General features: G+C 41.4%; 26 protein-coding genes and 3 tRNA genes. 14 read left to right on the top strand and 15 right to left on the bottom strand.

Annotation, left to right across the window (positions count from 1 at the left end):
- Positions 1-11: 11 nt before the first annotated feature.
- The gene (locus HYG89_RS04120) at positions 12-347 is read left to right on the top strand and encodes an MGMT family protein (RefSeq protein WP_178866159.1); all 336 of its coding nucleotides are present in this window, start codon (positions 12-14) and stop codon (positions 345-347) included.
- 155 nt (positions 348-502) lie between these two features.
- On the opposite strand, the gene HYG89_RS04115 is transcribed toward HYG89_RS04120, so the two are convergent.
- From HYG89_RS04115 to carA, 6 genes are all read right to left on the bottom strand, one after another.
- Positions 503-943, bottom strand: coding sequence for a universal stress protein (locus HYG89_RS04115; protein WP_004972175.1), 441 nt, complete (start codon positions 941-943; stop codon positions 503-505).
- A 189-nt stretch (positions 944-1132) separates the two neighbouring features.
- Positions 1133-1771 (bottom strand): CatB-related O-acetyltransferase, encoded by a 639-nt coding sequence (locus HYG89_RS04110; protein WP_096901002.1) that lies wholly within the window; start codon positions 1769-1771, stop codon positions 1133-1135.
- Between the two features lie 135 nt (positions 1772-1906).
- Positions 1907-2119 carry a hypothetical protein gene (locus HYG89_RS04105; protein WP_004972171.1) on the bottom strand — a complete coding sequence of 71 codons (213 nt, stop codon included), beginning with the start codon at positions 2117-2119 and terminating at the stop codon, positions 1907-1909.
- 113 nt (positions 2120-2232) lie between these two features.
- Positions 2233-2709 (bottom strand): transcription elongation factor GreA, encoded by a 477-nt coding sequence (gene greA / locus HYG89_RS04100; protein ID WP_004972169.1) that lies wholly within the window; start codon positions 2707-2709, stop codon positions 2233-2235.
- An 82-nt stretch (positions 2710-2791) separates the two neighbouring features.
- On the bottom strand, positions 2792-6022 hold the full coding sequence (carB, locus tag HYG89_RS04095) for a carbamoyl-phosphate synthase large subunit (protein WP_004972166.1): 3231 nt from the start codon (positions 6020-6022) through the stop codon (positions 2792-2794).
- Between the two features lie 15 nt (positions 6023-6037).
- Complete coding sequence (gene carA / locus HYG89_RS04090) at positions 6038-7177, bottom strand: glutamine-hydrolyzing carbamoyl-phosphate synthase small subunit (protein ID WP_154320968.1); 1140 nt, start codon at positions 7175-7177, stop codon at positions 6038-6040.
- Positions 7178-7500: 323 nt separating this feature from the next.
- Here carA and HYG89_RS04085 point away from each other — a divergent pair, with 323 nt between their 5' ends.
- A complete protein-coding gene (locus HYG89_RS04085; protein ID WP_167845852.1) occupies positions 7501-7983 on the top strand; it encodes a hypothetical protein in 483 nt (160 codons plus the stop codon).
- 125 nt (positions 7984-8108) lie between these two features.
- Here HYG89_RS04085 and HYG89_RS04080 read toward each other — a convergent pair whose 3' ends face one another.
- Together HYG89_RS04080 and yhbY are read right to left on the bottom strand one after the other, a co-directional pair.
- Positions 8109-8648 carry a DOMON-like domain-containing protein gene (locus HYG89_RS04080; protein WP_131260669.1) on the bottom strand — a complete coding sequence of 180 codons (540 nt, stop codon included), beginning with the start codon at positions 8646-8648 and terminating at the stop codon, positions 8109-8111.
- Between the two features lie 6 nt (positions 8649-8654).
- Positions 8655-8978 carry a ribosome assembly RNA-binding protein YhbY gene (yhbY, locus tag HYG89_RS04075; RefSeq protein ID WP_004972158.1) on the bottom strand — a complete coding sequence of 108 codons (324 nt, stop codon included), beginning with the start codon at positions 8976-8978 and terminating at the stop codon, positions 8655-8657.
- Between the two features lie 297 nt (positions 8979-9275).
- Here yhbY and rlmE point away from each other — a divergent pair, with 297 nt between their 5' ends.
- The 4 genes from rlmE (at position 9276) to HYG89_RS04055 (ending at position 13387) form a co-directional block, all read left to right on the top strand.
- A complete protein-coding gene (gene rlmE / locus HYG89_RS04070; protein ID WP_004972157.1) occupies positions 9276-9926 on the top strand; it encodes a 23S rRNA (uridine(2552)-2'-O)-methyltransferase RlmE in 651 nt (216 codons plus the stop codon).
- A 136-nt stretch (positions 9927-10062) separates the two neighbouring features.
- Entirely contained in the window at positions 10063-11952 is a 1890-nt protein-coding gene (ftsH, locus tag HYG89_RS04065; protein WP_004972155.1) for an ATP-dependent zinc metalloprotease FtsH, read from the top strand.
- A 174-nt stretch (positions 11953-12126) separates the two neighbouring features.
- Positions 12127-12981 carry a dihydropteroate synthase gene (folP, locus tag HYG89_RS04060; protein ID WP_218644915.1) on the top strand — a complete coding sequence of 285 codons (855 nt, stop codon included), beginning with the start codon at positions 12127-12129 and terminating at the stop codon, positions 12979-12981.
- Positions 12982-13072: 91 nt separating this feature from the next.
- Positions 13073-13387, top strand: coding sequence for a DUF5713 family protein (locus tag HYG89_RS04055; RefSeq protein ID WP_096900998.1), 315 nt, complete (start codon positions 13073-13075; stop codon positions 13385-13387).
- 25 nt (positions 13388-13412) lie between these two features.
- Here the strand turns inward: HYG89_RS04055 and HYG89_RS04050 are convergent, their stop codons facing one another.
- Both HYG89_RS04050 and HYG89_RS04045 read right to left on the bottom strand, forming a co-directional pair.
- Positions 13413-13838: a hypothetical protein gene (locus HYG89_RS04050; protein ID WP_096900997.1), complete on the bottom strand. Its 426-nt coding sequence runs from the start codon at positions 13836-13838 to the stop codon at positions 13413-13415.
- Between the two features lie 119 nt (positions 13839-13957).
- Positions 13958-14043: transfer RNA gene (locus HYG89_RS04045), tRNA-Leu, on the bottom strand.
- 209 nt (positions 14044-14252) lie between these two features.
- Here HYG89_RS04045 and HYG89_RS04040 point away from each other — a divergent pair.
- Entirely contained in the window at positions 14253-16025 is a 1773-nt protein-coding gene (locus tag HYG89_RS04040; RefSeq protein ID WP_178866157.1) for an alkaline phosphatase, read from the top strand.
- Positions 16026-16095: 70 nt separating this feature from the next.
- Here the strand turns inward: HYG89_RS04040 and HYG89_RS04035 are convergent, their stop codons facing one another.
- The 3 genes from HYG89_RS04035 to HYG89_RS04025 all read right to left on the bottom strand — a co-directional run bounded on the left by HYG89_RS04035 (position 16096) and on the right by HYG89_RS04025 (position 17111).
- The gene (locus HYG89_RS04035) at positions 16096-16827 is read right to left on the bottom strand and encodes a hypothetical protein (RefSeq protein WP_096900995.1); all 732 of its coding nucleotides are present in this window, start codon (positions 16825-16827) and stop codon (positions 16096-16098) included.
- A gap of 109 nt (positions 16828-16936) precedes the next feature.
- Positions 16937-17022, bottom strand: a tRNA-Leu gene (locus tag HYG89_RS04030).
- A gap of 15 nt (positions 17023-17037) precedes the next feature.
- Positions 17038-17111 (bottom strand) — tRNA-Cys (locus HYG89_RS04025).
- Positions 17112-17263: 152 nt separating this feature from the next.
- Between HYG89_RS04025 and folD the strand changes: the two genes are divergently transcribed.
- The 3 genes from folD (at position 17264) to HYG89_RS04010 (ending at position 19051) form a co-directional block, all read left to right on the top strand.
- Positions 17264-18112, top strand: a complete 849-nt coding sequence (gene folD / locus HYG89_RS04020) for a bifunctional methylenetetrahydrofolate dehydrogenase/methenyltetrahydrofolate cyclohydrolase FolD (protein WP_178318548.1) — start codon at positions 17264-17266, stop codon at positions 18110-18112.
- Between the two features lie 91 nt (positions 18113-18203).
- On the top strand, positions 18204-18386 hold the full coding sequence (locus HYG89_RS04015) for a hypothetical protein (protein ID WP_096900994.1): 183 nt from the start codon (positions 18204-18206) through the stop codon (positions 18384-18386).
- Complete coding sequence (locus tag HYG89_RS04010; protein WP_178866155.1) at positions 18383-19051, top strand: methyltransferase; 669 nt, start codon at positions 18383-18385, stop codon at positions 19049-19051. The genes HYG89_RS04015 and HYG89_RS04010 overlap by 4 nt, the downstream gene beginning before the upstream one ends.
- 39 nt (positions 19052-19090) lie before the next feature.
- On the opposite strand, the gene HYG89_RS04005 is transcribed toward HYG89_RS04010, so the two are convergent.
- The gene (locus HYG89_RS04005) at positions 19091-19525 is read right to left on the bottom strand and encodes a hypothetical protein (protein WP_026438295.1); all 435 of its coding nucleotides are present in this window, start codon (positions 19523-19525) and stop codon (positions 19091-19093) included.
- Between the two features lie 295 nt (positions 19526-19820).
- Complete coding sequence (locus HYG89_RS04000) at positions 19821-21650, bottom strand: phosphoenolpyruvate carboxykinase (GTP) (RefSeq protein ID WP_004972137.1); 1830 nt, start codon at positions 21648-21650, stop codon at positions 19821-19823.
- 417 nt (positions 21651-22067) lie between these two features.
- On the opposite strand from HYG89_RS04000, the gene HYG89_RS03995 reads away from it, so the two are divergent.
- The 4 genes from HYG89_RS03995 (at position 22068) to groL (ending at position 25931) form a co-directional block, all read left to right on the top strand.
- Positions 22068-23006: a diacylglycerol kinase family protein gene (locus HYG89_RS03995; protein WP_178866152.1), complete on the top strand. Its 939-nt coding sequence runs from the start codon at positions 22068-22070 to the stop codon at positions 23004-23006.
- Entirely contained in the window at positions 22987-23760 is a 774-nt protein-coding gene (locus HYG89_RS03990) for a metallophosphoesterase (protein ID WP_178866150.1), read from the top strand. The genes HYG89_RS03995 and HYG89_RS03990 overlap by 20 nt, the downstream gene beginning before the upstream one ends.
- Positions 23761-23945: 185 nt before the next feature.
- Positions 23946-24236, top strand: coding sequence for a co-chaperone GroES (groES, locus tag HYG89_RS03985; protein WP_004972131.1), 291 nt, complete (start codon positions 23946-23948; stop codon positions 24234-24236).
- Positions 24237-24296: 60 nt separating this feature from the next.
- A complete protein-coding gene (gene groL / locus HYG89_RS03980; protein ID WP_168418833.1) occupies positions 24297-25931 on the top strand; it encodes a chaperonin GroEL in 1635 nt (544 codons plus the stop codon).
- The last annotated feature ends 199 nt before the right edge of the window (positions 25932-26130 follow it).

The raw sequence follows: 26130 nt of genomic DNA, 5'->3' as shown, positions 1-26130 counted from the left end.
CGAGTGGATAGATGCAAACAACGTTAAGCCGTAAACTGAGTGATGAATTAGCACACATGATTTTGAACGTGGTGTGTTTGATTCCAGCAGGTCAGGTTGCGACCTATGGGCAAGTGGCACGCCTAGTGGGTCTGCCCAAACATGCACGTTTGGTCGGTTATGTCCTCAGGCATTTATCGGCAGAACATACTGTGCCGTGGCATCGGGTGATTAATGCGCAAGGAAAAATTAGCCTAAGCAAACTAAACGCCCAAGGAGAAAATATACAAACTTTAAAATTACAGGAAGAAGGGATTGTGGTAATTGCAGAAAAGGTGAATTTAAAACAATACCAATGGCAGAATTAAACTGAGCTGCTAAATCGAGCGTTTAATATTGAGATATGGTGATACTGAGAAAATTTGCTGAATAGAGTGCTGCAAATAAAAATTTTAGAACAAACAAAGAAATCTAAATGAGAGGGGAAGTTCCTCACTTCCGTAGAAATGAGGAACACGCAATCTTATTGACGTACAACCAATACAGGTGTTGTACCTTCACTTAGGATGCTTTGCGCAACGCTACCTAAGAATAATTTTTTCAAGCCAGTGCGGCCATGTGAACCAATCACGATAAGGTCAGCATTTAAGTCTTTTGCAGCATTGGTAATTTCGCGTGCAATTACTTGACCTTCAAGTAGTTTAGTTTCAGCTTCAACACCTTGTTCAGTGAATTTTTGCTTTGCTTCTTCTAAAGTTTTTACGATAGAAGCGCGAGCGCGTTCAATCAAGTCATTGGTTTGGTTTGCAGTGATGTATTCTGCAGCAATATACGGGTCAAGTGTAAGTACTTGTACCACAGTGATTTTACTACCAAATGCTTTTGCAAGTTCAGCAGCTTTTGCAACAGCGGCAAAAGAAGTTTCAGAACCGTCCACTGGTACGAGGATGTTTTGGTAAGCCATGAGTGTTTCTCCTTATTGTAATTTCAATACTTTAATAAAATATTCGCTCTGAGTCCTGTCTTATCTTACGCTGAATTCATATAGAATAAAACCCAGTAATTTCATAAAGATAATTGAGTGCTGTAAGTCCTTATTTCACCTTAATTTAGCATGAAATTATGAAGCTGTGCTTTCAATTCAACTAAAGTTTTAGTCATTTTTTGTTTGCGTGTTTGTCAAAAAATCGATCAGTTGATTGACATCATTACTCTGCAATTGTTCGCGGATTTTCAGTAAATATTTTTCATCAAAATCATACAGTTTTAGCGCCAAAAGTTGAGCAATCTCTGTTTCACTAAAGCGGTATTTAATTACTTTGGCAGGCACACCTGCCACAATAGCGTAAGGCGGTACATCTTGCGTAACCACTGCACCTGTCGCCACAATTGCACCTTCGCCTAGTTCAACACCTTGCATAATCATGGCGCGACTGCCAATCCAGCAGCCATCGCCAATTGTGGTATCACCTGCCGCAACAAAACTGCGAGTATCAAACGGAAAAGCCGAAACCCAGTCACTGCGATGCAATTGATTGCCACCCATCATAATCACGCATTCCGCACCAAAACAGACAAAATTGCCAATATGTAATTGATCAATTGGCTTGTCTGCTGTTGCAGGTTTGTCATGTAAATAACGCACCACACAACGTTCAAAACCCTGATCCCAATAGGCTGAATAATAAGAGTAATTGCCTTTGATGTGGATGTTGGGGTTTTTCACAGTTTTGGAGATGAACTCAAATTCGCACCAGTGTTTAACAGGGGAATTAATCAGCGTTTCGGACATGGTTTTTTCGTGTGGAGAGATGAGGGGATTATATCTGAAATTTTGAACCTCTCCCTAGCCCTTTCCTAGAAGGAGAGGGAATGTTCAAAATATTAGTTGACCACTACACTTTAGTGATTTGAAAGCTTAAAGTATCTATCTTAAAAAATTCCACAAATACATAAAAACATTTTTAACACTGTTTGGAAATAAGAATCCCCAAATAGCAAAAAAGAGTGATGATGCCAATACGATACTGACAGGACTGGTTTGTGTATTGATAAAGAGTCCCCAGACTGGAATTAAAATCAGTCCTAACACAGCCCCAGAAAGCGCATAAACAAATGCATGAATGATGCGATTTTCCATCTTATTTTCCTCTATTTTTATCGCAGTATAATCTATAAGCTCGGCTGTATGATTTATAGGCAATAAAAAACCCCTCAAAGAGGGGCATCGCGTGTAGTCATCTTTATTAAAACTTAAAGATATTCTACATTCACAATTTCATATTCCACTTCGCCTTGCGGAGTGACAATTTTGGCTTCATCGCCTTCATTTTTGCCCAACAAACCGCGTGCAATAGGCGAATTCACTGAAATTTTATTGATTTTAAAATCAGCTTCATCATCACCTACAATTTTGTAGGTTTTTTGCTCTTCGGTGTCTAGGTTTTCAATGGTCACAGTCACACCAAAAACCACACGTCCGTTTTGTTCCAATTCTTTAACATCAATTACTTGGCAAGCGCCTAATTTACCTTCGATGTCTTGGATACGACCTTCGCAGAAACCTTGCTGTTCACGTGCGGCATGGTATTCAGCATTTTCTTTTAAATCGCCATGTTCACGCGCTTCTGCAATCGCTGCAGTAATACGTGGACGTTCAACCGATTTAAGTTGTTGTAATTCTTGCTCTAAAGCGTGTTTACCTTCAGGCGTCATAGGATAACGTTGCATGTTGTCCCTCTTTAAAAATATTGAAGTCTATAAATGAAAAAAGCCCGCCACCCGAAAGGTGACGGGACTTTATTGAAATGTATTAACCTACAGTAAGATCTTGCAGGCGATATACATCCATTGGTAATTTAATCGCTAAGGCTTGGCATACAGCATCTGCGCCATTCAAGGTCGTGGTGTAATACACTTTACCTTGCAATGCAGAACGACGGATTGAGAATGAATCCTGCTGAGCTTGTTTGCCTTCAGAAGTATTGATGATGAGGTGAATCTCACCATTTTTCAAGCGGTCTACAATGTGTGGGCGACCTTCAGTCACTTTATTCACACGTTCACACTCAATACCTGCATCGGTGATGACTTTATGCGTACCACCCGTTGCAACAAGTTTGAAGCCAAAATCAGCCAATTGTTTTGCAATACGCGCCACATGCGGTTTATCTGACTCACGTACAGATAAGAATGCATGTTTTACTTCGCCTTCAGTTGGGATTCCTGGTAAGCGATCATTCGAGCCTAACACAGCTTTATAGAATGCTTCACCAAAAGTTTTGCCCACACCCATCACTTCACCTGTAGATTTCATCTCAGGCCCAAGCACAGGGTCTACACCAGGGAACTTGTTGAATGGGAACACAGCTTCTTTCACAGAGAAGTGTTGCGGAATAATTTCTTTAGTAAAGCCTTGTGCTTCTAAAGATTGACCTGCCATACAACGTGCTGCAACTTTAGCCAATGATTCGCCAATACACTTAGAAACGAACGGAACAGTACGTGATGCACGTGGGTTCACTTCCAAGATATAAACGTCATTGCCTTTCACTGCAAACTGTACGTTCATTAGACCAATAACGCCCAACTCTTTTGCCATTGCAACAGTTTGACGACGCATTTCGTCCTGTACTTCATCTGACAATGAATAAGGTGGAATTGAACATGCTGAGTCGCCAGAGTGAATACCTGCTTGTTCGATGTGCTGCATAATACCGCCAATAACCACATCTTTACCGTCAGATACGCAGTCTACGTCAACTTCAATCGCATCATCCAAGAAACGGTCTAACAGTACAGGTGCATCGTTAGATGCTTGAACTGCATCACGCAAGTAGCGTTTCAATTCTTCTTCGTTATACACGATTTCCATTGCACGACCACCCAATACATAAGATGGACGAACAACGAGCGGGTAACCCACTTTCGCTGCTTCTGCGATACCTTCTTCAGCAGATTTTACAATGCTGTTGTTAGGCTGACGCAATTGCAGACGTTGAATCATTTGCTGGAAACGCTCACGGTCTTCTGCACGGTCAATTGCATCTGGTGATGTACCGATAATTGGCGCACCTGCCTCTTCTAAAGCGCGTGCCAATTTCAATGGAGTTTGACCACCGTACTGTACGATAATGCCTTTTGGCTTTTCAGTACGTACGATTTCAAGTACATCTTCCAAAGTAATTGGTTCAAAGTACAAACGGTCTGAAGTGTCGTAATCGGTAGATACTGTTTCAGGGTTACAGTTCACCATGATGGTCTCAAAACCATCTTCACGCATTGCAAGCGCAGCGTGTACACAGCAGTAATCGAATTCGATACCTTGACCAATACGGTTTGGACCACCGCCAATCACCATGATCTTGTCTTTCGCTGAAGGATTTGATTCACACTCTTCATCGTAAGTTGAATACATATATGCTGTGTCAGATTCAAACTCTGCAGCACAGGTATCCACACGTTTGTAAACTGGGGTTACGCCCAAGTTCCAACGGTGTTTACGGAATTGCTTTTGTGAAATTCCCATCAAGTTCGCAATACGCAAGTCAGATAAACCTTTACGTTTGAACGAACGGATGTTGTCAGCGTTTAGATCGCCAAAACCTAAAGTTTTGATTTCATTTTCAGTGTTCACGATGTCTTGAATTTGAATTAAGAACCAACGGTCAATTTTGGTCGCTTCAAAAACTTCGTCCAAGCTAAAGCCGTGACGGAATGCGTCTGCCACGTACCAAATACGCTCAGGACCTGGAACTTTCAATTCAACTAAAATCTTGTCGCGTGCGCCTTCAGCACCCACTTCAATTTGTTCGTCAAAACCACAAGCGCCAGTTTCTAAACCACGAAGGGCTTTGTTTACAGATTCTTGGAAGTTACGACCAATCGCCATGACTTCACCTACAGATTTCATCTGCGTGGTTAAAGTCGCGTCTGCTTGAGGGAACTTTTCAAAGTTGAAACGTGGAACTTTAGTGACAACGTAGTCAATTGATGGTTCAAATGCCGCAGGAGTGGTACCGCCTGTGATGTCATTTTTCAGTTCATCAAGGGTATAACCCACAGCCAATTTCGCTGCAACTTTTGCAATTGGGAAACCAGTGGCTTTAGATGCAAGTGCAGATGAACGAGATACACGTGGATTCATCTCAATCACAACCATACGACCAGTATTCGGGCAAATACCGAACTGAACGTTAGAACCACCTGTTTCTACACCAATTTCACGAAGTACCGCTAAAGATGCATTACGCATCAATTGGTATTCTTTGTCCGTCAAAGTTTGCGCAGGAGCAACGGTGATTGAGTCACCAGTGTGCACGCCCATTGGGTCAAAGTTTTCGATTGAACATACGATGATACAGTTGTCGTTTTTATCACGTACAACTTCCATCTCATATTCTTTCCAACCAATAAGTGATTCATCAATCAATAATTGTTTGGTTGGAGAAAGATCGAAACCGCGTTCACAGATTTCAAGGAATTCTTCTTTGTTATATGCGATACCGCCACCAGAACCACCCATGGTGAATGATGGACGAATAATCACAGGGAAGCCAAAGCGAGATTGAATCTCAAGTGCTTCTTCCATAGATTCAGCAATTGCTGCTTTTGGACACTCAAGACCAATTTTGCGCATTGCTTCATCAAACAATTTACGGTCTTCGGCTTTTTCAATCGCGTCTTTGGTTGCACCAATTAATTCAACATTGTATTTGGCTAAAATACCGTTGGCATCTAATGCAAGCGCACAGTTCAATGCAGTTTGACCACCCATGGTCGGAAGTACTGCATCTGGACGTTCTTTTTCAATGATTGCTGCAACAGTCTGCCAAGTGATTGGCTCGATATAAGTTGCATCTGCCATTGCAGGGTCAGTCATGATGGTCGCAGGGTTCGAGTTTACCAAAATAACGCGGTAACCTTCTTCACGCAGCGCTTTACATGCTTGAGCACCAGAATAGTCAAACTCACAAGCCTGACCAATAACAATAGGACCAGCACCAATAATTAAGATGCTTTTAATATCCGTACGTTTAGGCATTATTTCGCTCCTTAATTACTTCTTAGCGGCTTCAATAAGTTCGATGAAATGATCGAACAAGAGTGCGCAGTCATGTGGACCTGAACTTGCTTCTGGGTGACCTTGGAAGCTAAATGCAGGCTTGTCTGTACGATGAATACCTTGGTTTGTGCCATCGAACAATGAACGATGCGTTGAACATACATTGCTTGGTAAGGTGCTTTCATCTACCGCGAAGCCGTGGTTCTGAGAAGTAATCATCACTGTACCAGTTTCTAAGTTCTGTACAGGATGGTTTGCGCCGTGGTGACCGTGCGGCATTTTCATTGTTTTTGCACCTGATGCAAGTGCAAGAATTTGGTGACCTAAACAGATACCAAATACAGGAGTATTCGTGGTTTCTACAATTGTTTTTACAGCTTCAATTGCGTAGTCACATGCAGCAGGATCGCCAGGGCCATTTGACAAGAAAATGCCATCTGGGTTTAACGCAAGGACTTTTTCAGCAGGGGTTTGTGCAGGAACAACGGTTAATTTGCAACCGCGGTCTGCGAGCATACGCAGGATGTTGGTTTTGACACCGTAATCGTATGCAACCACATGATATTTAAGTTCAGGTTGAGTAAAGCCTTTGCCAAGTTCCCATGAACCTTCAGTCCATTCAAAACCTTCAGGGTCGCAGCATACTTTTGCAAGATCTAAGCCGTTTAAGCCGCCAAATGCACGTGCTTTTGCAATTGCTTCTTCTTCAGTGATATTTTCACCAGCAAGAATACAACCGTTTTGCGCACCTTTGGAACGTAAAATACGGGTCAATTTACGGGTATCAATATCGGCAATTGCAACAACATTGTGTTGTTGTAAGTATTCGCCTAAAGATTGAGTAGAACGGAAGTTACTGTGCAATAAAGGCAAATCACGGATAATTAAACCGTTTGCCCATACTTTATGAATTCGACCTGACTCAACATCTTCATCATTGCAACCAGTGTTCCCAATATGTGGGTAAGTTAAAGTCACAAGTTGTTGTGCATAACTCGGGTCGGTCAAAATTTCTTGATAGCCAGTCATGGCAGTGTTAAAAACGACTTCACCAGTCGTGCTTCCCGTTGCACCGATAGACGTACCTTTAAAGATTGTACCGTCGGCGAGGGCTAAAATGGCGGGGGTGCTCAAACCAAAGCTCCTGAACTAAAACCACAAAAATAGGGCTGTAAAAAAGCGAGTAGACGAAAAAAAAGGAAGGTCAATATTTAAACCTACCCTCCTATGTCTGCTCGCTTGAACTTAACATTGCATTATACGCATGAACTCGCCAAAAGTCCATTGTGAATCTAACGAATATGTAAGATAAAAGACTTGCTTTTTTTGCTAGGTTTATGTTTTAGCGTGTAGTCCAAATGTAAGCAATCTACGATTGTTAGACAATCCAAAACCCATTTGAGTCTAAATTGCCTTATGCTTAATTTATAAACAACAACGACCTTGGGTAAAAGCGAATGACTGAACAAGATAAATCAGCCACTGAACCACAAAACAGTGCAATCAAAGCAGTAAGTGAAGGCGCTGAAAGGCTTGAAAAAGTAACGCATGATGCCAAAGAGCAGGTGCTTGATGTAGTTGCGGAAACGCAAGAAAAACTTCAAGCCGAAGCAAAACAACTCAATGCCAGCGTGCAAGAGCAATTGGGTCAGTTAAAGCAAGATGTGTTGCAAAAAATTGAAGCTTTAAAAGCACAATTTGGTAGTTCACCTAAAGATTTAGGCGAATTAAAAGACTTTGTAAAAACTGAATTTAGCGCAATTATTGAAGATCTTTCTAAACTTGGTAAAGAGTTGAAAGAAGATGTCAGCAGCATTTCAGTAAAACACAAAGATCAATTGGCTGAAACTTTTAAGCGTTCTAAAGAGCACACACTAGAAGCGTGGAAAAAAGTAAATCCATCAAAAACTGAAACTAATGATGAAACTGATCAAGCATAATCCAGTTTAATCTGTTGCTGATTCAGCCATAAAAAAAAGTGAGGTCATGCGCCTCACTTTTTTATTTAAATTTCTTGCTCAAACCAAAAACTAGTTGTTTCAATCTAAACTACTATTAATCACAGTTAGAACTGATGTAGCCAATCGCGCTTATTGTGAAAATCGGCGGCAGGACTGCTGTGTTGCATGGCATAAAACTGCTCGCCCTGACTGGTTTTTAATACAGCTGTGAGCCCAATAAACAAATCTGTCCATTTCAGTTTATGTTTCAGTATAAATTCGGTTAAATCCAAACTGACATTTAAACCGTAATGCGTACGTTTTAGCTGATTCAACTCAATATCATAAGCGGCCACAGGTGGCATTTGCTCAGGATAACGATATTCTTCAAAGGCATAGGCTTGCCAAGCTTGAGAAGGGGAGAGATTGATTTCACGATAAAAATCTTCGCCCTGAACGCCAATGAAAATTTCAAAGCAGGTCTGTTCCCACAAAAAGTCCTGACGCGGATGTGAAGCCACCAATGCAGGCCATTCGACCCATTGATTCGGATCACGCAGCCAATAACCTACATTTAAGCTAAACGGACTTTGTTGTTCAATTGCACCGACCAAAGAAATCGCTTGAAACTGACGATCAAAGGCGCTGAGTTCGTAACTTGCCATATAAGCTTAGTTAGACAAATGAGCGTGACGAACTAAATTTGACAACTTGGCATTTTGTTTTGCTGCTTTTTTATAAAGTAAAGCAATTTTACCAATTGTTTGTACCACTTCAGAACCTGTTGCTGCAGCAATTTCAGTAATTACAGCTGCACGTACTTCACGGTCTTCACCACCAATTTTAACTTTAATCAATTCGTGATCGTTTAAAGCACGGTTGGTTTCTTCAATTACATTTTCAGTCAAACCTTGACCGCCAACCATCACTACAGGGTTAAGTGCATGACCAATTTGACGTAAACGCTTGCGTTCCTGAATAGAGAGAGCCGCCATAAAGATAACCTAATTTTAAAAACGGCTTAGTATAACAAAAGCCAATTTGAAACGCTGTAAATTCTATGCAAATAATCCGCGATCTTGCAGCAGTACAAAAATATCAAAATTGAACATTTGCTTAGGTTTATCCATTAGTGATGAGAGAGGTTTTTTATGCCATAGTACAGAAATAAGTGATGGATTTAATAGAAAAAACTTGTTAGTTATTGGCATTTAGATACAGATGTCTACTGCAAGCTTGCTAATTTTCACGTACAATCGCAATTTAGATGGCTATTCGTTACTAAGAGAGTTATGGCAACACGCATTACCAACCAAAAGTTATCCAAAAGTAGTCGTGCGTGGATGAGAGAGCACCTAGATGATCCCTTTGTGAAAAGAGCGCAAAAAGAAGGGTATCGTGCACGTGCTGCATACAAACTACTTGAGATTCAAGAAAAATATAAACTGATCAAACCGGGCATGACGGTGGTGGACTTAGGTGCAGCACCGGGTAGTTGGTCGCAAATCGCAGGGAAACTTGTCGGCGACAAAGGTTTGGTGATCGCTTCCGATATTTTGGAAATGGACGCACTACCAGATGTGACCTTTTTACAAGGTGACTTCCGCGAAGAAGAAGTTTTCGAAAAATTGTTAAATATTTTAAACGGACGCACGGTAGACGTTGTAATTTCCGATATGGCCCCCAATACATCAGGTAATAAAGCTGTAGATCAACCGCGTCAAATTTACTTATGTGAGTTGGCTCTCGATTTTGCCAATCGCGTATTGGGACCTAATGGTCAGTTTGTGGTCAAAGTGTTCCAAGGTTCGGGATTTGACGAATTTCGTAAACAGGTCGTGGACAGTTTTGATGTGTTAAAGACAGCAAAACCCGCTGCTTCACGCGCGCGTTCCAAAGAAGTATTCCTTATTGGACAAGGACGTAAAAAAGCGTCTAAATAAAGTTTACTTGCCAAGCCGTTAAAAATTGTGCATTTTGTACGTTTTTAATGAATTGTCTAGCTGATCTTCAGCTTTTTGAATGAAAGGTCACCCAGTAACGGGCATGATCAAATTAGATTGATATGGGAATAAAGCTTTGAGCGATCTCTTCAAGAATGCCGTATTGTGGCTGATTATACTTGGTGTGCTGATTCTAATTTTCAGCAACATCAATAACAGTGAAAAGCCAACTGCAATGAACTATTCAGAGTTCGTTACAGCGGTGAATGCTGGTCAAATTAAGCAAGTCACAATTGATGGCGAAAGAATTAGTGGCGAAAAAGTCAACGGCTCGTCCTTTGAAAGCATTCGTCCAGCAGTTCAAGACCCTGAACTGATGCCGAATCTGATTAAAAACAACGTTGTTGTTGAAGGTACTGCACCTCAACGTCAAGGTTTGTTAATGCAACTATTGATCGCAAGTTTCCCTGTACTTTTAATCATTTTGTTATTCATGTTCTTTATGCGCAACATGGGTGGCGGTGCAGGTGGTAAAAACGGCCCGATGAGCTTTGGTAAATCTAAAGCCAAAATGTTGTCTGAAGACCAAATTAAAGTCACATTTGCCGATGTTGCAGGTTGTGACGAAGCAAAACAAGAAGTGGTTGAAATTGTAGATTTCTTAAAAGACCCTGCTAAATTCAAGCGTTTAGGTGCAACTATTCCTAAAGGTGTGTTGATGGTGGGTCCACCGGGTACAGGTAAAACCTTATTGGCCAAAGCCATTGCTGGCGAAGCCAAAGTGCCATTCTTTAGCATTTCTGGTTCTGACTTCGTTGAAATGTTCGTGGGTGTGGGTGCTTCTCGTGTCCGTGATATGTTCGAGCAAGCTAAACGTCATGCACCGTGTATCATCTTTATTGATGAGATTGATGCGGTAGGTCGTCACCGTGGTTCAGGTACAGGTGGTGGTCACGATGAACGTGAGCAAACACTTAACCAAATGCTTGTTGAAATGGATGGTTTTGAAGGCAATGAAGGCATTATTGTTATCGCTGCGACAAACCGTGCCGATGTACTGGATAAAGCTTTATTGCGTCCAGGTCGTTTTGACCGTCAAGTCATGGTTGGCTTGCCAGACATTAAAGGTCGTGAGCAAATTCTGAATGTTCACTTGAAAAAACTGCCTTCAGTTACAGGTGTAGATGTCAAAGTCTTGGCACGTGGTACACCAGGCTTCTCTGGTGCGCAATTGGCAAACCTTGTGAATGAAGCTGCATTGTTTGCTGCCCGTCGTAATAAAAATACGGTGGATATGCACGACTTTGAAGATGCTAAAGATAAGTTGTATATGGGCCCTGAACGTAAGTCGATGGTGCTGCGTGAAGAAGAACGTCGTGCAACGGCTTATCATGAAGCAGGTCATGCGATTGTTGCTGAAATGCTGCCGGGTACAGACCCTGTGCATAAAGTAACGATTATGCCGCGTGGCTGGGCATTGGGTGTGACATGGCAATTGCCTGAACATGACCAAACTAGCCATTATAAAGACAAAATGCTGAACGACTTGTCTATCTTGTTTGGTGGTCGTATTGCAGAAGAAGTCTTTATTAATCAAATGTCGACAGGTGCATCGAATGACTTTGAGCGTGCGACTAAATTAGCACGTGCGATGGTGACCAAATACGGTATGTCTGACAAGTTAGGCGTAATGGTCTATGAAGACGATACACAACAATCATTCATGGGTAGTTTAGGCAGCCGTACCATTTCTGAAGCCACCCAGCAACAAGTGGATGCTGAAGTTCGTCGTATTATTGATGAGCAATATAAAGTTGCCCGCGATATTTTGGAAAATAACCAAGATATTGCCCACGCAATGGTAAAAGCATTGTTGGAATGGGAAACCATTGATCGTGACCAAATCCGCGACATTATGGAAGGTCGTGAGCCACAGCCACCGAAAGTGTATATTGCAGACAATCCTGTGATTGATGTAACACCAACTGATGGTCCAAGCACACCGCCACCATTACCAGCGAGCTAATCAGTTCACATAATGTTAAAAAGAGTCTTTGTATAAAGGCTCTTTTTTTATTCGTGTGGTTTATGCGCCGTTGCAACAGGAATATTGGTAATGTTGAAGCGCACTGAAAAGAATTCCACATCTTCAAAATTACCCTTGTTAAAATAAGCTTTTCAAATTGAAAGGAAGACCAGCATGCAGCTGATGCCATTACCCAAGCGCGTATTGCAATGTGGACGTTTGCGTTTAGATTTATCTCAGCCGCATGTGATGGGAATTCTAAATGTGACACCAGATTCGTTTAGTGATGGTGGGCGACATAATGAAAAAGATGCTGCTGTGGCGCGTGCTTTGGAAATGATAGCCGAAGGTGCAACCGTGATTGATATTGGCGGCGAATCAACACGTCCAGGAGCTAGTCCTGTGAGTGTAGAAGAAGAAATTCGTCGTGTGGTTCCTGTGGTAGAAGCCTTATCTGCTTATGATGTGGTACTTTCGATTGATACGTCACAGCCCGAAGTGATTCGTGCTGCCGTAGCTGCAGGGGCGCATATCTGGAATGATGTACGTGCGCTGACCCGCCCCAATGCGTTGCACACAGCCGCTGAGTTAAATATTCCCGTGATTATTATGCACATGCGTGGTGAACCGACTACCATGAACAATTTAGATCAATATGATGATGTCACAGCAGATGTGATTGCAGAATTGCAGCAACGTGTCGCTGATGCTTTGGCGGTAGGGGTCAAGCCTGAAAATATCATGATTGATCCGGGTTTTGGTTTTGCTAAAAATGCACAACAGAACTTGAAATTGTTAAATGAGTTGTATCAACTGAATGGTATGGGGTATCCAATTTTATCGGCATTGTCTCGTAAACGCTTTATTGGTGAAGCTTTGGGTGGGGCAGAGCCAACACAGCGTGCAGTTGGTTCTGTAGCGGCACATTTACTCAGTATTCAGCAAGGTGCTTGTATGGTGCGTGCGCATGATGTTAAGGCTATGTCTGATGCCATTAAAGTCTGGCAAGCAATGCTGTTAGCAAATTAATCGCTGTTTATAGATTTGGGGCGAAGCTAGAATTAAAGCCCTGCTTATGCTATATAGGCACGCTTGAATCTCTGTATTTTTGAGTGCTTGTATGTTTGCAGATTTACTTCTCCCGATGTTTGATGATGAGTTTTATCCTGATATTTTAGTTGCTGAGTTAAAACAACTGATTCAACAGTTTGCAAAACACGTGTCTAAATCCAATTTATCTGAAACCGATATTTATCATTTTGCAGATCAGACCGTGCAAGCCATTAATAAAATGAAACCACAATTTGAAGATCTGGATTCAGATTTGGACGATACCGCAGCAGATTATATTGCTGAGGCGATGATGATGGTGTTGCAAGATCAAGGTTATTTCGAGATTGAAACGGAAGAGTTGATTGCAACGAGAGAGTGGTGATAGGTCACTCTCTTTCAGCTCTAATTTATGGGTGATTCAATAAATCATCTAAAACATCATCCAAATGGCAACTTTGCTGTGTATGTAGTTCTGCAATTTCCCGAACATTCAACGTATATAGCCCATTATGTTCATTCGGCTGTGCAATTAAATTGACCCAAAACTTTGTATTTTGTTGCAGCAAAGTTTTGAGTTGCTTTTTATCTTCAGGATTTTGGAAATTTAATAAATATAAATTGTTGCCTAAGCTGCAACGACGTAATTGTAATTCTTGATTTTTATATTGCACTGTTCCTGCAAAAACATCATAAAATTCTGCATCAGTTTCAATTGGGTTTACGGATTCGGTTGCTGACTCAAGGCTGGGATTTTGTGCATGGCTTGCAAAACTGAGCAAGCAGCATAAACAGATCATCCATTTGAAAGAGAAGATAAAGCGTTGTAGAAACATTTTAAATCATCAGTACATAAATGTTATTGTTTTAAATATTATATTTTTTAGGCATAAAAAAACCAGCTTAATGCTGGAGTTCTTTATTCGCACCATTTGAATGATTTGATTCATTAAAATGGTGCCCGAGGCCAGACTCGAACTGGCACGCTTTGAGGGCGGGGGATTTTAAATCCCCTGTGTCTACCGATTTCACCACTCGGGCATGTGCGCAATAATAGAGGACGAAATAAATCTTGGCAAGTAAATTTATTTACAATTGCTTTCTTTTCAATCAATTCAACTTATTAGCTTGAAAAAAGTTCGGTTTGCAGTATATTTCTGCTGTTTGTCATCAATATTTCATGAATTTGAGATCAAAGCGAAATCATAAATTTCTATGTTGAGCGCTCAAGAAAAATAAAAGGAATATTCATGAACATTCGCTTAACTCGCCGAGAGCTGATTCAAAAAAGTTTGGCTGGTTTTGGGGCGTTGTCATTGCCAGTCGCATTAACTGCATGTGGTGATGACAATGAAAATACAGCAGAAAATGCATTAAAGGTGCAGTTTTTGCATGGTGTCGCCAGTGGTGATCCGCTGCATGATCGTATCATTTTATGGACACGTGTAACGCCAAGTGACATGGCAGCATGCATTGAAGTGGTTTGGGAAATTGCCAGCGATGAGGCGTTTAAGCAATTGGTAAATACTGGCAAAGTACAAACCAGCGCAGCGCAAGATTTTACTGTTAAAGTGGACGCAGATCGTTTACAGGCAGGGACTAAATATTATTACCGTTTCCGCTTTGGTAATACGGTTTCTGCTATAGGACAGACCAAAACCTTGCCACAACGCAGCGATCAAGTGAAATTTGCGGTCTGTTCTTGCTCGAACTATCCCGCAGGTTATTTTCATGTGTATAAAGAAATGGCACAGGAAAACAATCTGAATGTGATTATTCACTTGGGTGATTATATTTATGAATATGGACAAGGTGGCTACGCGACTGACGATGCAAAACAGTTAGGACGTACCTTTGCTGCAGACAATGATAAAGAAATTATCAAGTTAGATGATTATCGTAAACGTTATGCTTTATATCGTACCGATGCTGATTTGCAGACTGCTCACCAACGCCATCCATTTATTGTCATTTGGGATGACCATGAACTCAGTAATGATACTTGGGAAGCGGGTGCAGATAATCATCAAGAAGGTGAAGGCAGCTTTATAGAACGTAAAATTGCGGCATTACAGGCTTATTTCGAGTGGATGCCAATTCGTCCAGTTGCAGAAAATGATCATTTGAATATTTATCGCCAGTTTGATTTTGGTGGTTTGGTGAATTTGATGATGCTGGATACGCGTATTTTGGCGCGTCATAAGCAATTAGATTATGCTAACTATATGACGGCAGAAGGTATTGATGCTGCTAAATTTCAGGCAGATTTATTTAGTGATCAACGCACATTGATGGGTGGAGTTCAACGAGAATGGTTGCAAAAGCAGTTGGGGCAGTCTAAGGCTACTTGGAATGTTTTGGCTCAACAAGTGTTGATGGCGAAAATGCTGATTCCACAAGAACTGTTATTGCCTTTAGCAAAAATCACCAATGGTGATCAGCAACCTGAAACACTTGCACAAATGAAGCAGAAAATTACAGAATTGGTCACGCTGAAATTGCGTTTAAAAGCGAATGATCCAACTTTGACAGCAGTAGATAAGGCACGTTTGTATGCGGTTGCACCTTATAACCTCGATGCTTGGGATGGTTATGCCTACGAGCGAGAAGTTGTGTATGGGACATTGCAGCAACTTGGGAAAAAAGCAGTGGTGTTGGCAGGTGATACTCACAATGCTTGGGCTGCAACCTTGCATACACATGAAACAAATCATAAGGTTGGGTTGGAATTCGCGACCAGCTCGGTATCATCGCCCGGAATTGAGTATTACTTAAATGTGCCTGCAGACGAAATGGCAGCGTTGGAATATGCCTTTCAAGAACTGATTGATGAACTGGATTATTGCAACTTAAATCAACGTGGTTATTTAACGGTGACTTTTGATCGTGCGCAAGTGGTTGCAGATTGGAAGTTTATAGATACGGTTAAGGCACGTGAATACAAACTCGATGATACGCGTGGTCATCAACAGAAGTATGGTGTAGACTTAAAACCAATCATTGATGTCGCTAAAACTACTTAAAATTGGTGTGATATTTACAGAAAACCGAGTCTAAGTTGCTCGGTTTTTTTTGATGATTAAGCGGAGGTTTTTAATCGAGTTTATCTTGAATATAACTGTCTAAATCTATGTATTTAATGCTTTTACATAAATTGTGTTCAACCTGCATCAGTTGTTGATGTAACTGAATTGCATGTTGATATTGCTGATTCAATTGGGCAAAACGAGGGCTATTTTTATTGGAAAAATACATCCGATATTGAATTTTAGCAGCTTGACGATATGACCAATACGCAGCACGGCGAAATTGCGTTAAGCAATATTTTTGTTCAAGGCTTATGTGGTCACGGAACATATTCTCTTTATAGAAACGTACAAAACCAAAACTGATGCAGAAAAAGAATAAAATCCCTTGCAGAATTGCACTCTGAAAATAGGCGAAATTTACCGCTTGTAGCAGAATCAATACTGCTATTTTTATGGTGGCATGTTGCTGTAGTTGATACCACGATGCCGAACTGTGTTTAATTTGATACAACACATAAGGTAGAAGCAGCATAAAACCTAACATGATGGCTAAAATCGCCAATGCCTTGGCTTGAAAAGCATCGTACTGCGGTGCAAAGTTTTGAATCCCGTGCGCCAGACTGATTGAAATAGGAATAAAAATCAGGCAGGCCAAGACCCATGGAATCATTTCTTTCCAATCATCCAGCATGCCTTTGCTTTGAATAAAACCATAAAACAAAATATTTCTTTTAAATGCAGCAGGGTATTGTTGTTGCAATTGCTGCAAATCAAGAAGCGCTTGTTTAGGGTTCATAGAGGCATCATTGAATATTGAATAAAGAAGGGAAAACCTAAAATTTAGGCATAAAAAAACCAGCTTAATGCTGGGTTCTTTATTTGCACCATTTTAATCTATTTTAAAATGGTGCCCGAGGCCAGACTCGAACTGGCACGCTTTGAGGGCGGGGGATTTTAAATCCCCTGTGTCTACCGATTTCACCACTCGGGCATAGTTTTACAAGATTGGAGGCGGAGGTCGGAATCGAACCGGCGTCCACGGAGTTGCAGTCCGCTGCATGACCACTCTGCCACCCCGCCGCGTCTTGTGATGCGTATATTAGCAAGCTCTGAAAAAAAAACAATACTATTAAATGAGCAGATGCACATTAATTCGACATATAGAATAAAATAGTCTAAATAATCATGTATTATTTGCAAAATTGATTCATATCAACATTTGGAGATGTGCCGTGGCATTAATTTTAGACGGTCGTGCATTGGCAAAACAAATTGAAGCTGATCTGTTAACACGTGTAGAAGCGTTAAAAGCAAAATCAGGTCGTACCCCAATTCTAGCGACTATTTTGGTCGGTGATGACGGTGCATCTGCAACTTATGTACGCATGAAGGGCAATGCTTGCCGTCGTGTGGGCATGGATTCTTTAAAAGTAGAATTGCCAACAGAAACCACCACAGAACAATTATTGGCAGAAATTGAAAAATTGAATGCCAATCCTGATGTGCATGGTATTTTGTTGCAACACCCAGTTCCTGCGCAAATTGATGAGCGTGCTTGTTTTGATGCGATTTCACTTGCAAAAGACGTAGATGGTGTGACCTGTTTAGGTTATGGTCGTATGGCAATGGGCGAAGCTGCATATGGTTCTGCAACACCTGCAGGCATTATGACCATTCTTAAAGAAAACAACATTGAAATTGCAGGCAAACATGCCGTTGTTGTGGGGCGTTCGGCAATTTTAGGTAAACCAATGGCTGCGATGCTTCTTGAAGCCAATGCCACAGTGACCATTTGCCATTCACGTACCCAAGATCTTGCAAGTTTTGTGAAACAAGCGGACATTATTGTGGGTGCGGTTGGTAAAGCTGAATTGATTCAAAAAGACTGGATCAAACCAGGCGCTGTGGTTGTTGATGCAGGCTTCCATCCACGTGATGGCGGTGGTGTTGGTGATATCCAATTGCAAGGGATTGAAGAAATCGCTTCTGCATATACGCCTGTACCAGGTGGTGTTGGCCCAATGACAATTACGACATTAATTCGTCAAACGGTTGAAGCTGCTGAGAAAGCGTTAGGTTGATGAAGACCTCTCCCTAACCCTCTCTTGCGCTTCAATTTAAAAGCAGTGCTTTAAATTTTGCTCAGGAGAGGGGAAATTCATTGTGAAAATAATGGATGCTCCTTCTCTTGCGCCGTATACGGCTCAGGGAGAAGGCTGGGATGAGGGCTTAAAAATTCTCTCCCTAACTCTCCTAAAAAAGAGTGGGGAATTCATTGTAAAAATAATGAATGCTCCCTCTCCTTTAAAAAAGCAGAGGGAACTTTTTAAATTAGAACGAATAAAAATCCAATGAGCTGTACCTTTCAATTTCTTCAAGCGCCTGAACATCTTTTAGATGCTTTACATGATGTAATTCCAAATTGTGAATTACTGGCACAGCAATTGCCTGAAACGCCTATTTCACTTTGGCTTATTCCACCAGTATTTCCTACCGACAAGCTAGATGATGAAGTGATTCGTCGTATTTGGAATGATACGCCGTACTGGATTTTCTGTTGGGCTTCAGGACTTGCAATGGCGCAATGGTTATTGGCAGAACCGCAGCAAGTAAAAAATAAAGTCGTTTTAGACTTTGGTGCAGGTTCGGGCGTGGTGGCGATTGCTGCAAAAATGGCAGGTGCCAAACGGGTAATTTGTTGTGATATTGACCCCATTAGCCTTGCAGCCTGTCGAGCCAATGCTGAATTGAATGATGTGGTGCTTGAATATTTAGATGATCTATACAAAGCAGAACAAGTGGATGTATTGTTGGCTGCCGATGTACTTTATGATCAATGCAATCGCTTTTTTTTAGATGAGTTCTTAAAGTTCGCCCCAGAAGTTTGGGTGGCAGACAGCCGAGTGAAAAACTTTAGTCATCCACAATATATAAAAATAGATGAACGCAGCGCGACCACATGGCCAGATTTGGATGAAGCCAAAGAGTTCCGTAATGTGAGTTTTTATAAGACGCGATAACTCATCACGTCTTATAGGAAGCCAGTTTTGTGGCGCGAATTAATTGCAGCTATAACGCACAATACGCAGTGTGCTTGGGCGAGCATCTAAGGCCTGACGTGTAGCATAGTTTTCACTGCTATGTAGCTCAGGTGTGTTCGATAAGCCAATAGAGGTGCGGCTTTGCCCAAGTTGGCGACCATACGGGTCTTGTTGGTTGGCTGCAGGATTCACCACTTCATTAATACTTAAAATCCGCAATTGATAAGTTTTATGCGCACCAAGTTCTTTTTGGCAGGCACGCTGTAATTTACTTTCATCGCGCTGTTGGTTTTGACGTCCTGCAAGCGTATAAGCCAATACGGCAGTGCGATCAGTTTTGCTTTCGACTTTATAGCCAACAAAACTATTCTCGTTTTGCTCTGGCAAACTTTGACAAGCGGATAAACCTAACCCAAGTCCCGTCATAGCCAAAATAATCATTGTATTCTTCATGGTTTTATTCATGATCATGTCCCATGTTTTTGATGTCATTTCATTCTTGTTTTAAGTATGCCATAGCTGAGAGGACAAAGCATGGCTTTGTTGGCGGTGTAGCAGGCTGTCTATATTTGAGCTGATAAGCGTGTGCTTGTGATGTCATGTTTTTACCTTGAATCTTCGTATTATTTAGTATTTACACATCAGGTGGGATTGTTGAAGAGCGGATTTCGGTGCTTTTAACACATAAAATATTAGGGCAATAAAAAAAGGTCACCGAAGTGACCTTTTCTTAGCAATCAGCGTTGAATTACGCAGATTTAACCGCTTCAAGTAAAGCAGCTTGACGTGCTTTCAATGCAGCAGGTAGGCGCTCACCAAGTTTGTTGAATAACTCAGTGTGGCTTTCTAACTCTTTGATCCATTGTTCTTTGTCTTGCGCTGTTACAGTTTCAAATTGCTCTTTAGAGAAATCTAAACCAGTCCAGTTCAATTGCTCATACGTTGGAACAAAACCAATTGGAGTTTCAACAGCTTCTGCACGACCTTCGCAACGATCAATGATCCACTCAAGTACACGCATGTTTTGACCAAAACCAGGCCATACGAAGTTGCCTTCTGCATCACGACGGAACCAGTTTACGTTGTAAATACCTGGTAATTTGTTGCCTGCAGCTTTTGCTTTTTCGCCAACTTTCTCACCCATTTCTAACCAGTGAGAGAAGTAGTCTGCCATGTTGTAACCAGCAAATGGAAGCATTGCAAATGGGTCGCGGCGTACAATACCTTGTTGACCAACGGCTGCTGCAGTCGTTTCAGAACCCATCGTTGCTGCTTTATATACGCCATCTACCCAGTCAAATGCTTCTGAAATTAGAGGCACTGTGTCTGCACGACGACCACCGAAGATGAACGCTGAAATTGGAACACCTGCTGGATTTTCCCAGTCAGCATCGATAGAAGGGCATTGACCTGCTGCAACAGTGAAGCGCGCATTTGGATGAGCTGCTTTTTCTGCGCCAGTATGTGGTTGACCTTTCCAGTTGGTTAAGTTTGCAGGAACTTCTTTAGATAGACCTTCCCACCATACTTCGCCGTTGTCAGTCACAGCAACGTTGGTATAAATCACGTCTTTGTGCAGAGTTGCCATACAGTTCGGGTTAGTCTTGGTGTTTGTACCAGGAGCAACACCGAAGAAACCAGCTTCAGGGTTAATTGCATATAAGCGACCATCTTCACCTGGTTTGATCCAAGCAATATCGTCACCTACAGTTTCAATTTTCCAGCCTTCATAACCTGCAGGTGGAATTAACATCGCAAAGTTGGTTTTACCACATGCAGAAGGGAATGCTGCTGCGATGTAGTGTTTTTCGCCTTGTGGGTTGGTCACGCCTAAAATTAGCATGTGTTCTGCTAACCAGCCTTGTTCACGACCCATTGCAGAAGCAATACGAAGCGCTAAGCATTTTTTACCCAATAATGCGTTACCGCCGTAACCAGAACCATACGACCAGATTTCACGAGTTTCTGGATAATGTACGATGTATTTTTCTTTGTTACATGGCCAAGCAACGTCTTTCTCGCCTTCAGCCAATGGTGCGCCCACAGTGTGTACGCAAGGAACAAATTCGCCATCTGTGCCCAATACGTCATAAACAGCTTTACCCATACGAGCCATTTTAGACATGCTGACAGCAACATAAGGAGAGTCAGTTAATTCAATACCGATGTGCGCAATGTGGCTACCTAATGGGCCCATAGAGAATGGAACCACATACATGGTACGACCAGCCATTGAGCCGTCGAATAAACCGTTTAATTTAGCGCGCATTTCAGCTGGCGCTTCCCAGTTGTTTGTCGCACCAGCATCTTCTTTGTTTTCAGAGCAGATGTAAGTACGGTCTTCAACACGAGCAACGTCAGAAGGATCAGAATTTGCAAGGTACGAACCAGGGTGTTTTTCTTGGTTTAATGCTTGCATGGTGCCGTTAGCGATCATCAAGTCGATTAGACGTTGATATTCTTCTGCGCTACCGTCACACCATTCAATTTTTGCTGGTTTCGTTAACTTTGCAATTTCTTCAACCCATGCAATAAGCTTAGGGTGACGAACGAATTCTGGTGCGTTCACTTGGGTCATGGTGAGGCCTATCTTAAATGTGTACAAGTCGTGTACAAAGTACAATCTGAACGATGGGGTACATGGTTCAGATGAAATATGAAAAAAAAGTGGCTGTATTAAAGCACAAAAACATAAAAAAAATAAGACATAGGCTTGATTTAGCTTTATGTGAAAAATACCCATATAAATAATGAATAACATATATGAAACATGGGCTTACAACTTTTTTGTGTTCCATTTATCATTATTTAAAAAAATTATGGGCATTATTTATTTTAATTATTTTTAATTAAAACATGTACTTATATCTTAAATTTTATAAAGAATGATTATTGATTTAATGAATGGTCGTCATTCGATTTTTACATAAAGCTGCTTTTCATTCTGCATCAATTGGTTGAAATTAGAGCAAAAGCTTTAAAATGATTGAAGAAAATGTCGACAACATTACAGCCTTTATCTCTTATTTATAATCAAAAATCAGGATTTCATGCCACACAGCAAGAAGGTGTCTATGAAGAACTGTTGCATGTTTTGTCACAGCATGGTTTTGAAATCCAATTGTTTGAAATGGGTGAAATCGCCAATTTTGATCAACTGATGCAACAGGTGTTAGCACGGCATCAAGCAGCGCAGTTAAGCGGTGTTGTGGTTGCAGCGGGTGGAGATGGTACTTTAAATGCGGTTGCTGCAAAGTTAAAAGGGACATCTATCCCCATGGGTATTTTGCCTTTGGGCACGTTTAATTATGTGGCGCGCTTACTGAATATTCCGCTAGATTTAATTGAAGCAGCGCATGTCATCGCAACTGGCAGTACGCGTGCTGTGCATGTGGCACAAATCAATCAACACATCTATTTAAATAATGCCAGTTTGGGTTTATACCCTTTATTTATTCAAAAACGTGAGCGTTATAACCGTTATTTAGGACGCTTTCCTTTACATGCCTATACCTCGGCTTTAGATGTACTGCTGCGTGACCGTAAAGAATTAAAATTAGAAATAGAGGTCGATACAAAGCGCTATCCGCTGAAAACGCCGCTCATTTTCTTTGGGAATAATCAATTACAACTGTCTGAAATGAATTTACGTATTGCGCAAGCGGCAGAACAGGGCAAAGTTGCGGGTGTCGTGGTTGCCAAAAGCGATAAGCTGACTTTATTTAAAATTTTATGGCAAATGATTCAGGGCAAACTAGATCAAGCCAATGATATGTATAGTTTTGCAGCAGAGCAGGTGGTCATTCATAGTAAACGCCCACAACTGACCGTGGCGCTTGATGGAGAAATTGTCAAAATGCGTCCGCCGCTGCGTATTTCAGTATTGAAAAATGCATTGAAGATTAAGTTGCCGCATGCTGCTGCATCTATCTGATTTGCACTTTGGCACTGAAAATGTGGCTTGTATGCAGGCAGTACAACAACTGTGTGCAAGTATGCGACCAGAAGCGGTCGTGGTCAGTGGTGATTTAACCCAACGTGCACGCTACGCACAGTTTTATGCCTGTAAGCATTTTTTAGACAGTTTGAATTTACCATATTTGGTTGTGCCAGGTAATCACGATATTCCGCTATATCACCTTTGGAATCGTTTTTTTAGTCCGTTTGCACGGTATCAGTTGTTTTTTGGCCGTATGGAAACAATTTTGGAAACTGCCCATTTTTATGTGATAGGGGTGAACAGTATTCGGCGACGTTTTCATACCCGTGGGCATATTTCTTTGCATCAAATTCAGGAGATAGATGCCTTATTGCAAGCTGCGCCCAGCAATAAGTTAAAAATTTTGGTGGCGCATCAGCCGTTCTATACACAGCCCGATAATCTGCACGGTATTAAAGATTGTCCTGTGTTGGGGCGAATTGCCTTAGAGCAGTGGAGTAAAAATGGTTTATATGCCTTGCTGCATGGGCATTTACATCAACCCGCAGTATATGACTTAAATCAAATTTATGCCTTAGGCTCAGCGCATCCTGTGCTGGATATTCATGCGGGTACTGCAATTTCATATCGTTTGCATCAAGGTATGCCGAATAGCTTAAATGTATTGTGTAACAATGGTGATGTGCAGCATTACATCTTTGATGAAGAACAAAAACAATTCGTGTTGTGGCTGCAAAACACAGAATAAAAGGTTGATCCACTCAACTTGTCTAAAAAAACAACAAAAACTGAAATATTTTTAGCGTTTCCCCTTGAAGCGAATTTTTCCATCCCCACAACTGTGTCATCTAAAATTTATTTTGATGATGACACATGGAATAAATAAGTCGTCATCAGGAATCTATACATAGACTTAGTCTGATGGAGTTATTTATGAGCAACATTCGTCCATTACATGACCGCGTAGTTATTCGTCGTGTTGAAGAAGAAACAAAAACAGCTGGCGGTATTTTGCTTCCAGGTTCTGCTGCAGAAAAACCAGCTCAAGGTGAAGTGATTGCAGTAGGTAATGGTCAAATCACAGACAATGGCGTGCGCGCTTTAGACGTTAAAGTGGGCGACAAAGTCTTGTTTGGTACGTATGCAGGCACCACAGTTAAAGTAGACGGTGAAGAACTTCTTATTATGAAAGAGTCTGACATTTTAGCGGTACTTGAAGGCTAATTTCAGCACTCGTTATTCAAAGTCAATTTGAACATTATTTAAAGATATTTGGAGTCAAACATGTCAGCTAAAGACGTAAAATTTGGTGATTCAGCCCGCACAAAAATGATTGCAGGCGTAAACATCCTTGCAGATGCAGTAAAAGTAACTTTAGGCCCTAAAGGTCGTAACGTAGTGATCGACCGTTCTTTTGGCGCACCGCACATCACTAAAGATGGTGTATCTGTTGCTAAAGAAATCACCCTAAAAGATAAATTTGAAAACATGGGTGCACAGTTGGTTCGTGAAGTGTCAAGTAAAACCAACGACATCGCAGGTGACGGTACAACAACTGCAACTGTACTTGCACAAGCCATTTTAAATGAAGGCATCAAATCTGTAACTGCGGGCATGAACCCAATGGATTTGAAACGTGGTATCGACATTGCTGTAAAAGCAGTGGTTGAAAACATTAAAGCGACGGCTAAACCTGCATCAGATACTAAAGCGATTGAACAAGTTGGTTCGATTTCTGCTAACTCTGATACGACTGTAGGTAAGTTAATTGCAGAAGCAATGGAGCGTGTGGGCAAAGAAGGCGTGATTACCGTTGAAGAAGGTTCAGGCTTTGAAGACTCACTAGACGTTGTAGAAGGTATGCAGTTTGATCGTGGTTATATCTCACCATACTTTGCAAACAAACAAGATACTTTAACTGCTGAACTTGAAAACCCATTCATTTTGTTGGTAGACAAAAAAGTGGGCAACATTCGTGAATTAATCACAGTTTTAGAAGCAGTTGCGAAAACAGGTAAGCCATTATTGATTATCGCTGAAGATGTAGAAGGCGAAGCGTTAGCAACACTTGTTGTAAACAACATGCGCGGCATTATTAAAGTATGTGCGGTGAAAGCACCTGGTTTTGGTGACCGTCGTAAAGCAATGCTTCAAGATATCGCAATCTTGACAGGTGCAACTGTGATTTCTGAAGAAATTGGTATGTCTTTGGAGCAAACTTCACTAGAGCACTTGGGTACTGCACACAAAGTAACAGTATCTAAAGAAAACACCGTGATTGTGGATGGTGCAGGCAATGCAGGTCAAATTGCTGAGCGTGTACAACAAATCCGTGCGCAAATTGAAGAATCTACTTCTGAATATGATAAAGAAAAACTTCAGGAACGCGTTGCTAAATTGGCTGGCGGTGTTGCAGTGATCAAGATTGGTGCGGCAACTGAAGTTGAAATGAAAGAGAAAAAAGACCGTGTAGATGACGCACTTCACGCAACTCGTGCTGCGGTTGAAGAAGGTGTTGTTGCAGGTGGTGGTGTTGCGTTAGTACGCGCAGCGAAAGCACTTGACGGTGTAACTGGTGCAAATGACGATCAAAATGTCGGAATTAACATTTTACGTCGTGCAATTGAAGCGCCTCTTCGTCAAATTGTGGCAAACGCAGGCGATGAGCCATCTGTAGTGATCAATGCAGTGAAGAGCGGTGAAGGTAACTACGGCTATAACGCTGCAACTTCTGAATATGGCGATATGCTTGAAATGGGTATTCTTGACCCTGCAAAAGTAACACGTTCTGCGCTTGAGCATGCAGCATCTGTTGCGGGCTTAATGTTGACGACTGAATGTATGATCACTGAAATCCCAGAAGAAAAACCAGCAATGCCTGACATGGGCGGAATGGGTGGTATGGGCGGCATGATGTAATTATCAGCGTACCCAAACTTCAAAAACCTCGTATCGTCAGATACGGGGTTTTTTTATGACGTGGTTTTTATAATTCAGAGTTTGCACGCATGAAAAAGCAAAACTGCCTAGCCATTTTCCATTTATTTATTAAATGCGTGATATGTATTTAAACTGCTTTTTTTTGTGAATAAAACCCACTATGCTACTTGGAATAATA

It is taken from the genome of Acinetobacter sp. SwsAc5, from assembly GCF_013391485.1.
Taxonomy (GTDB): Bacteria; Pseudomonadota; Gammaproteobacteria; order Pseudomonadales; family Moraxellaceae; genus Acinetobacter; species Acinetobacter towneri.
This window is presented reverse-complemented; position numbering and strand designations above follow the sequence as displayed.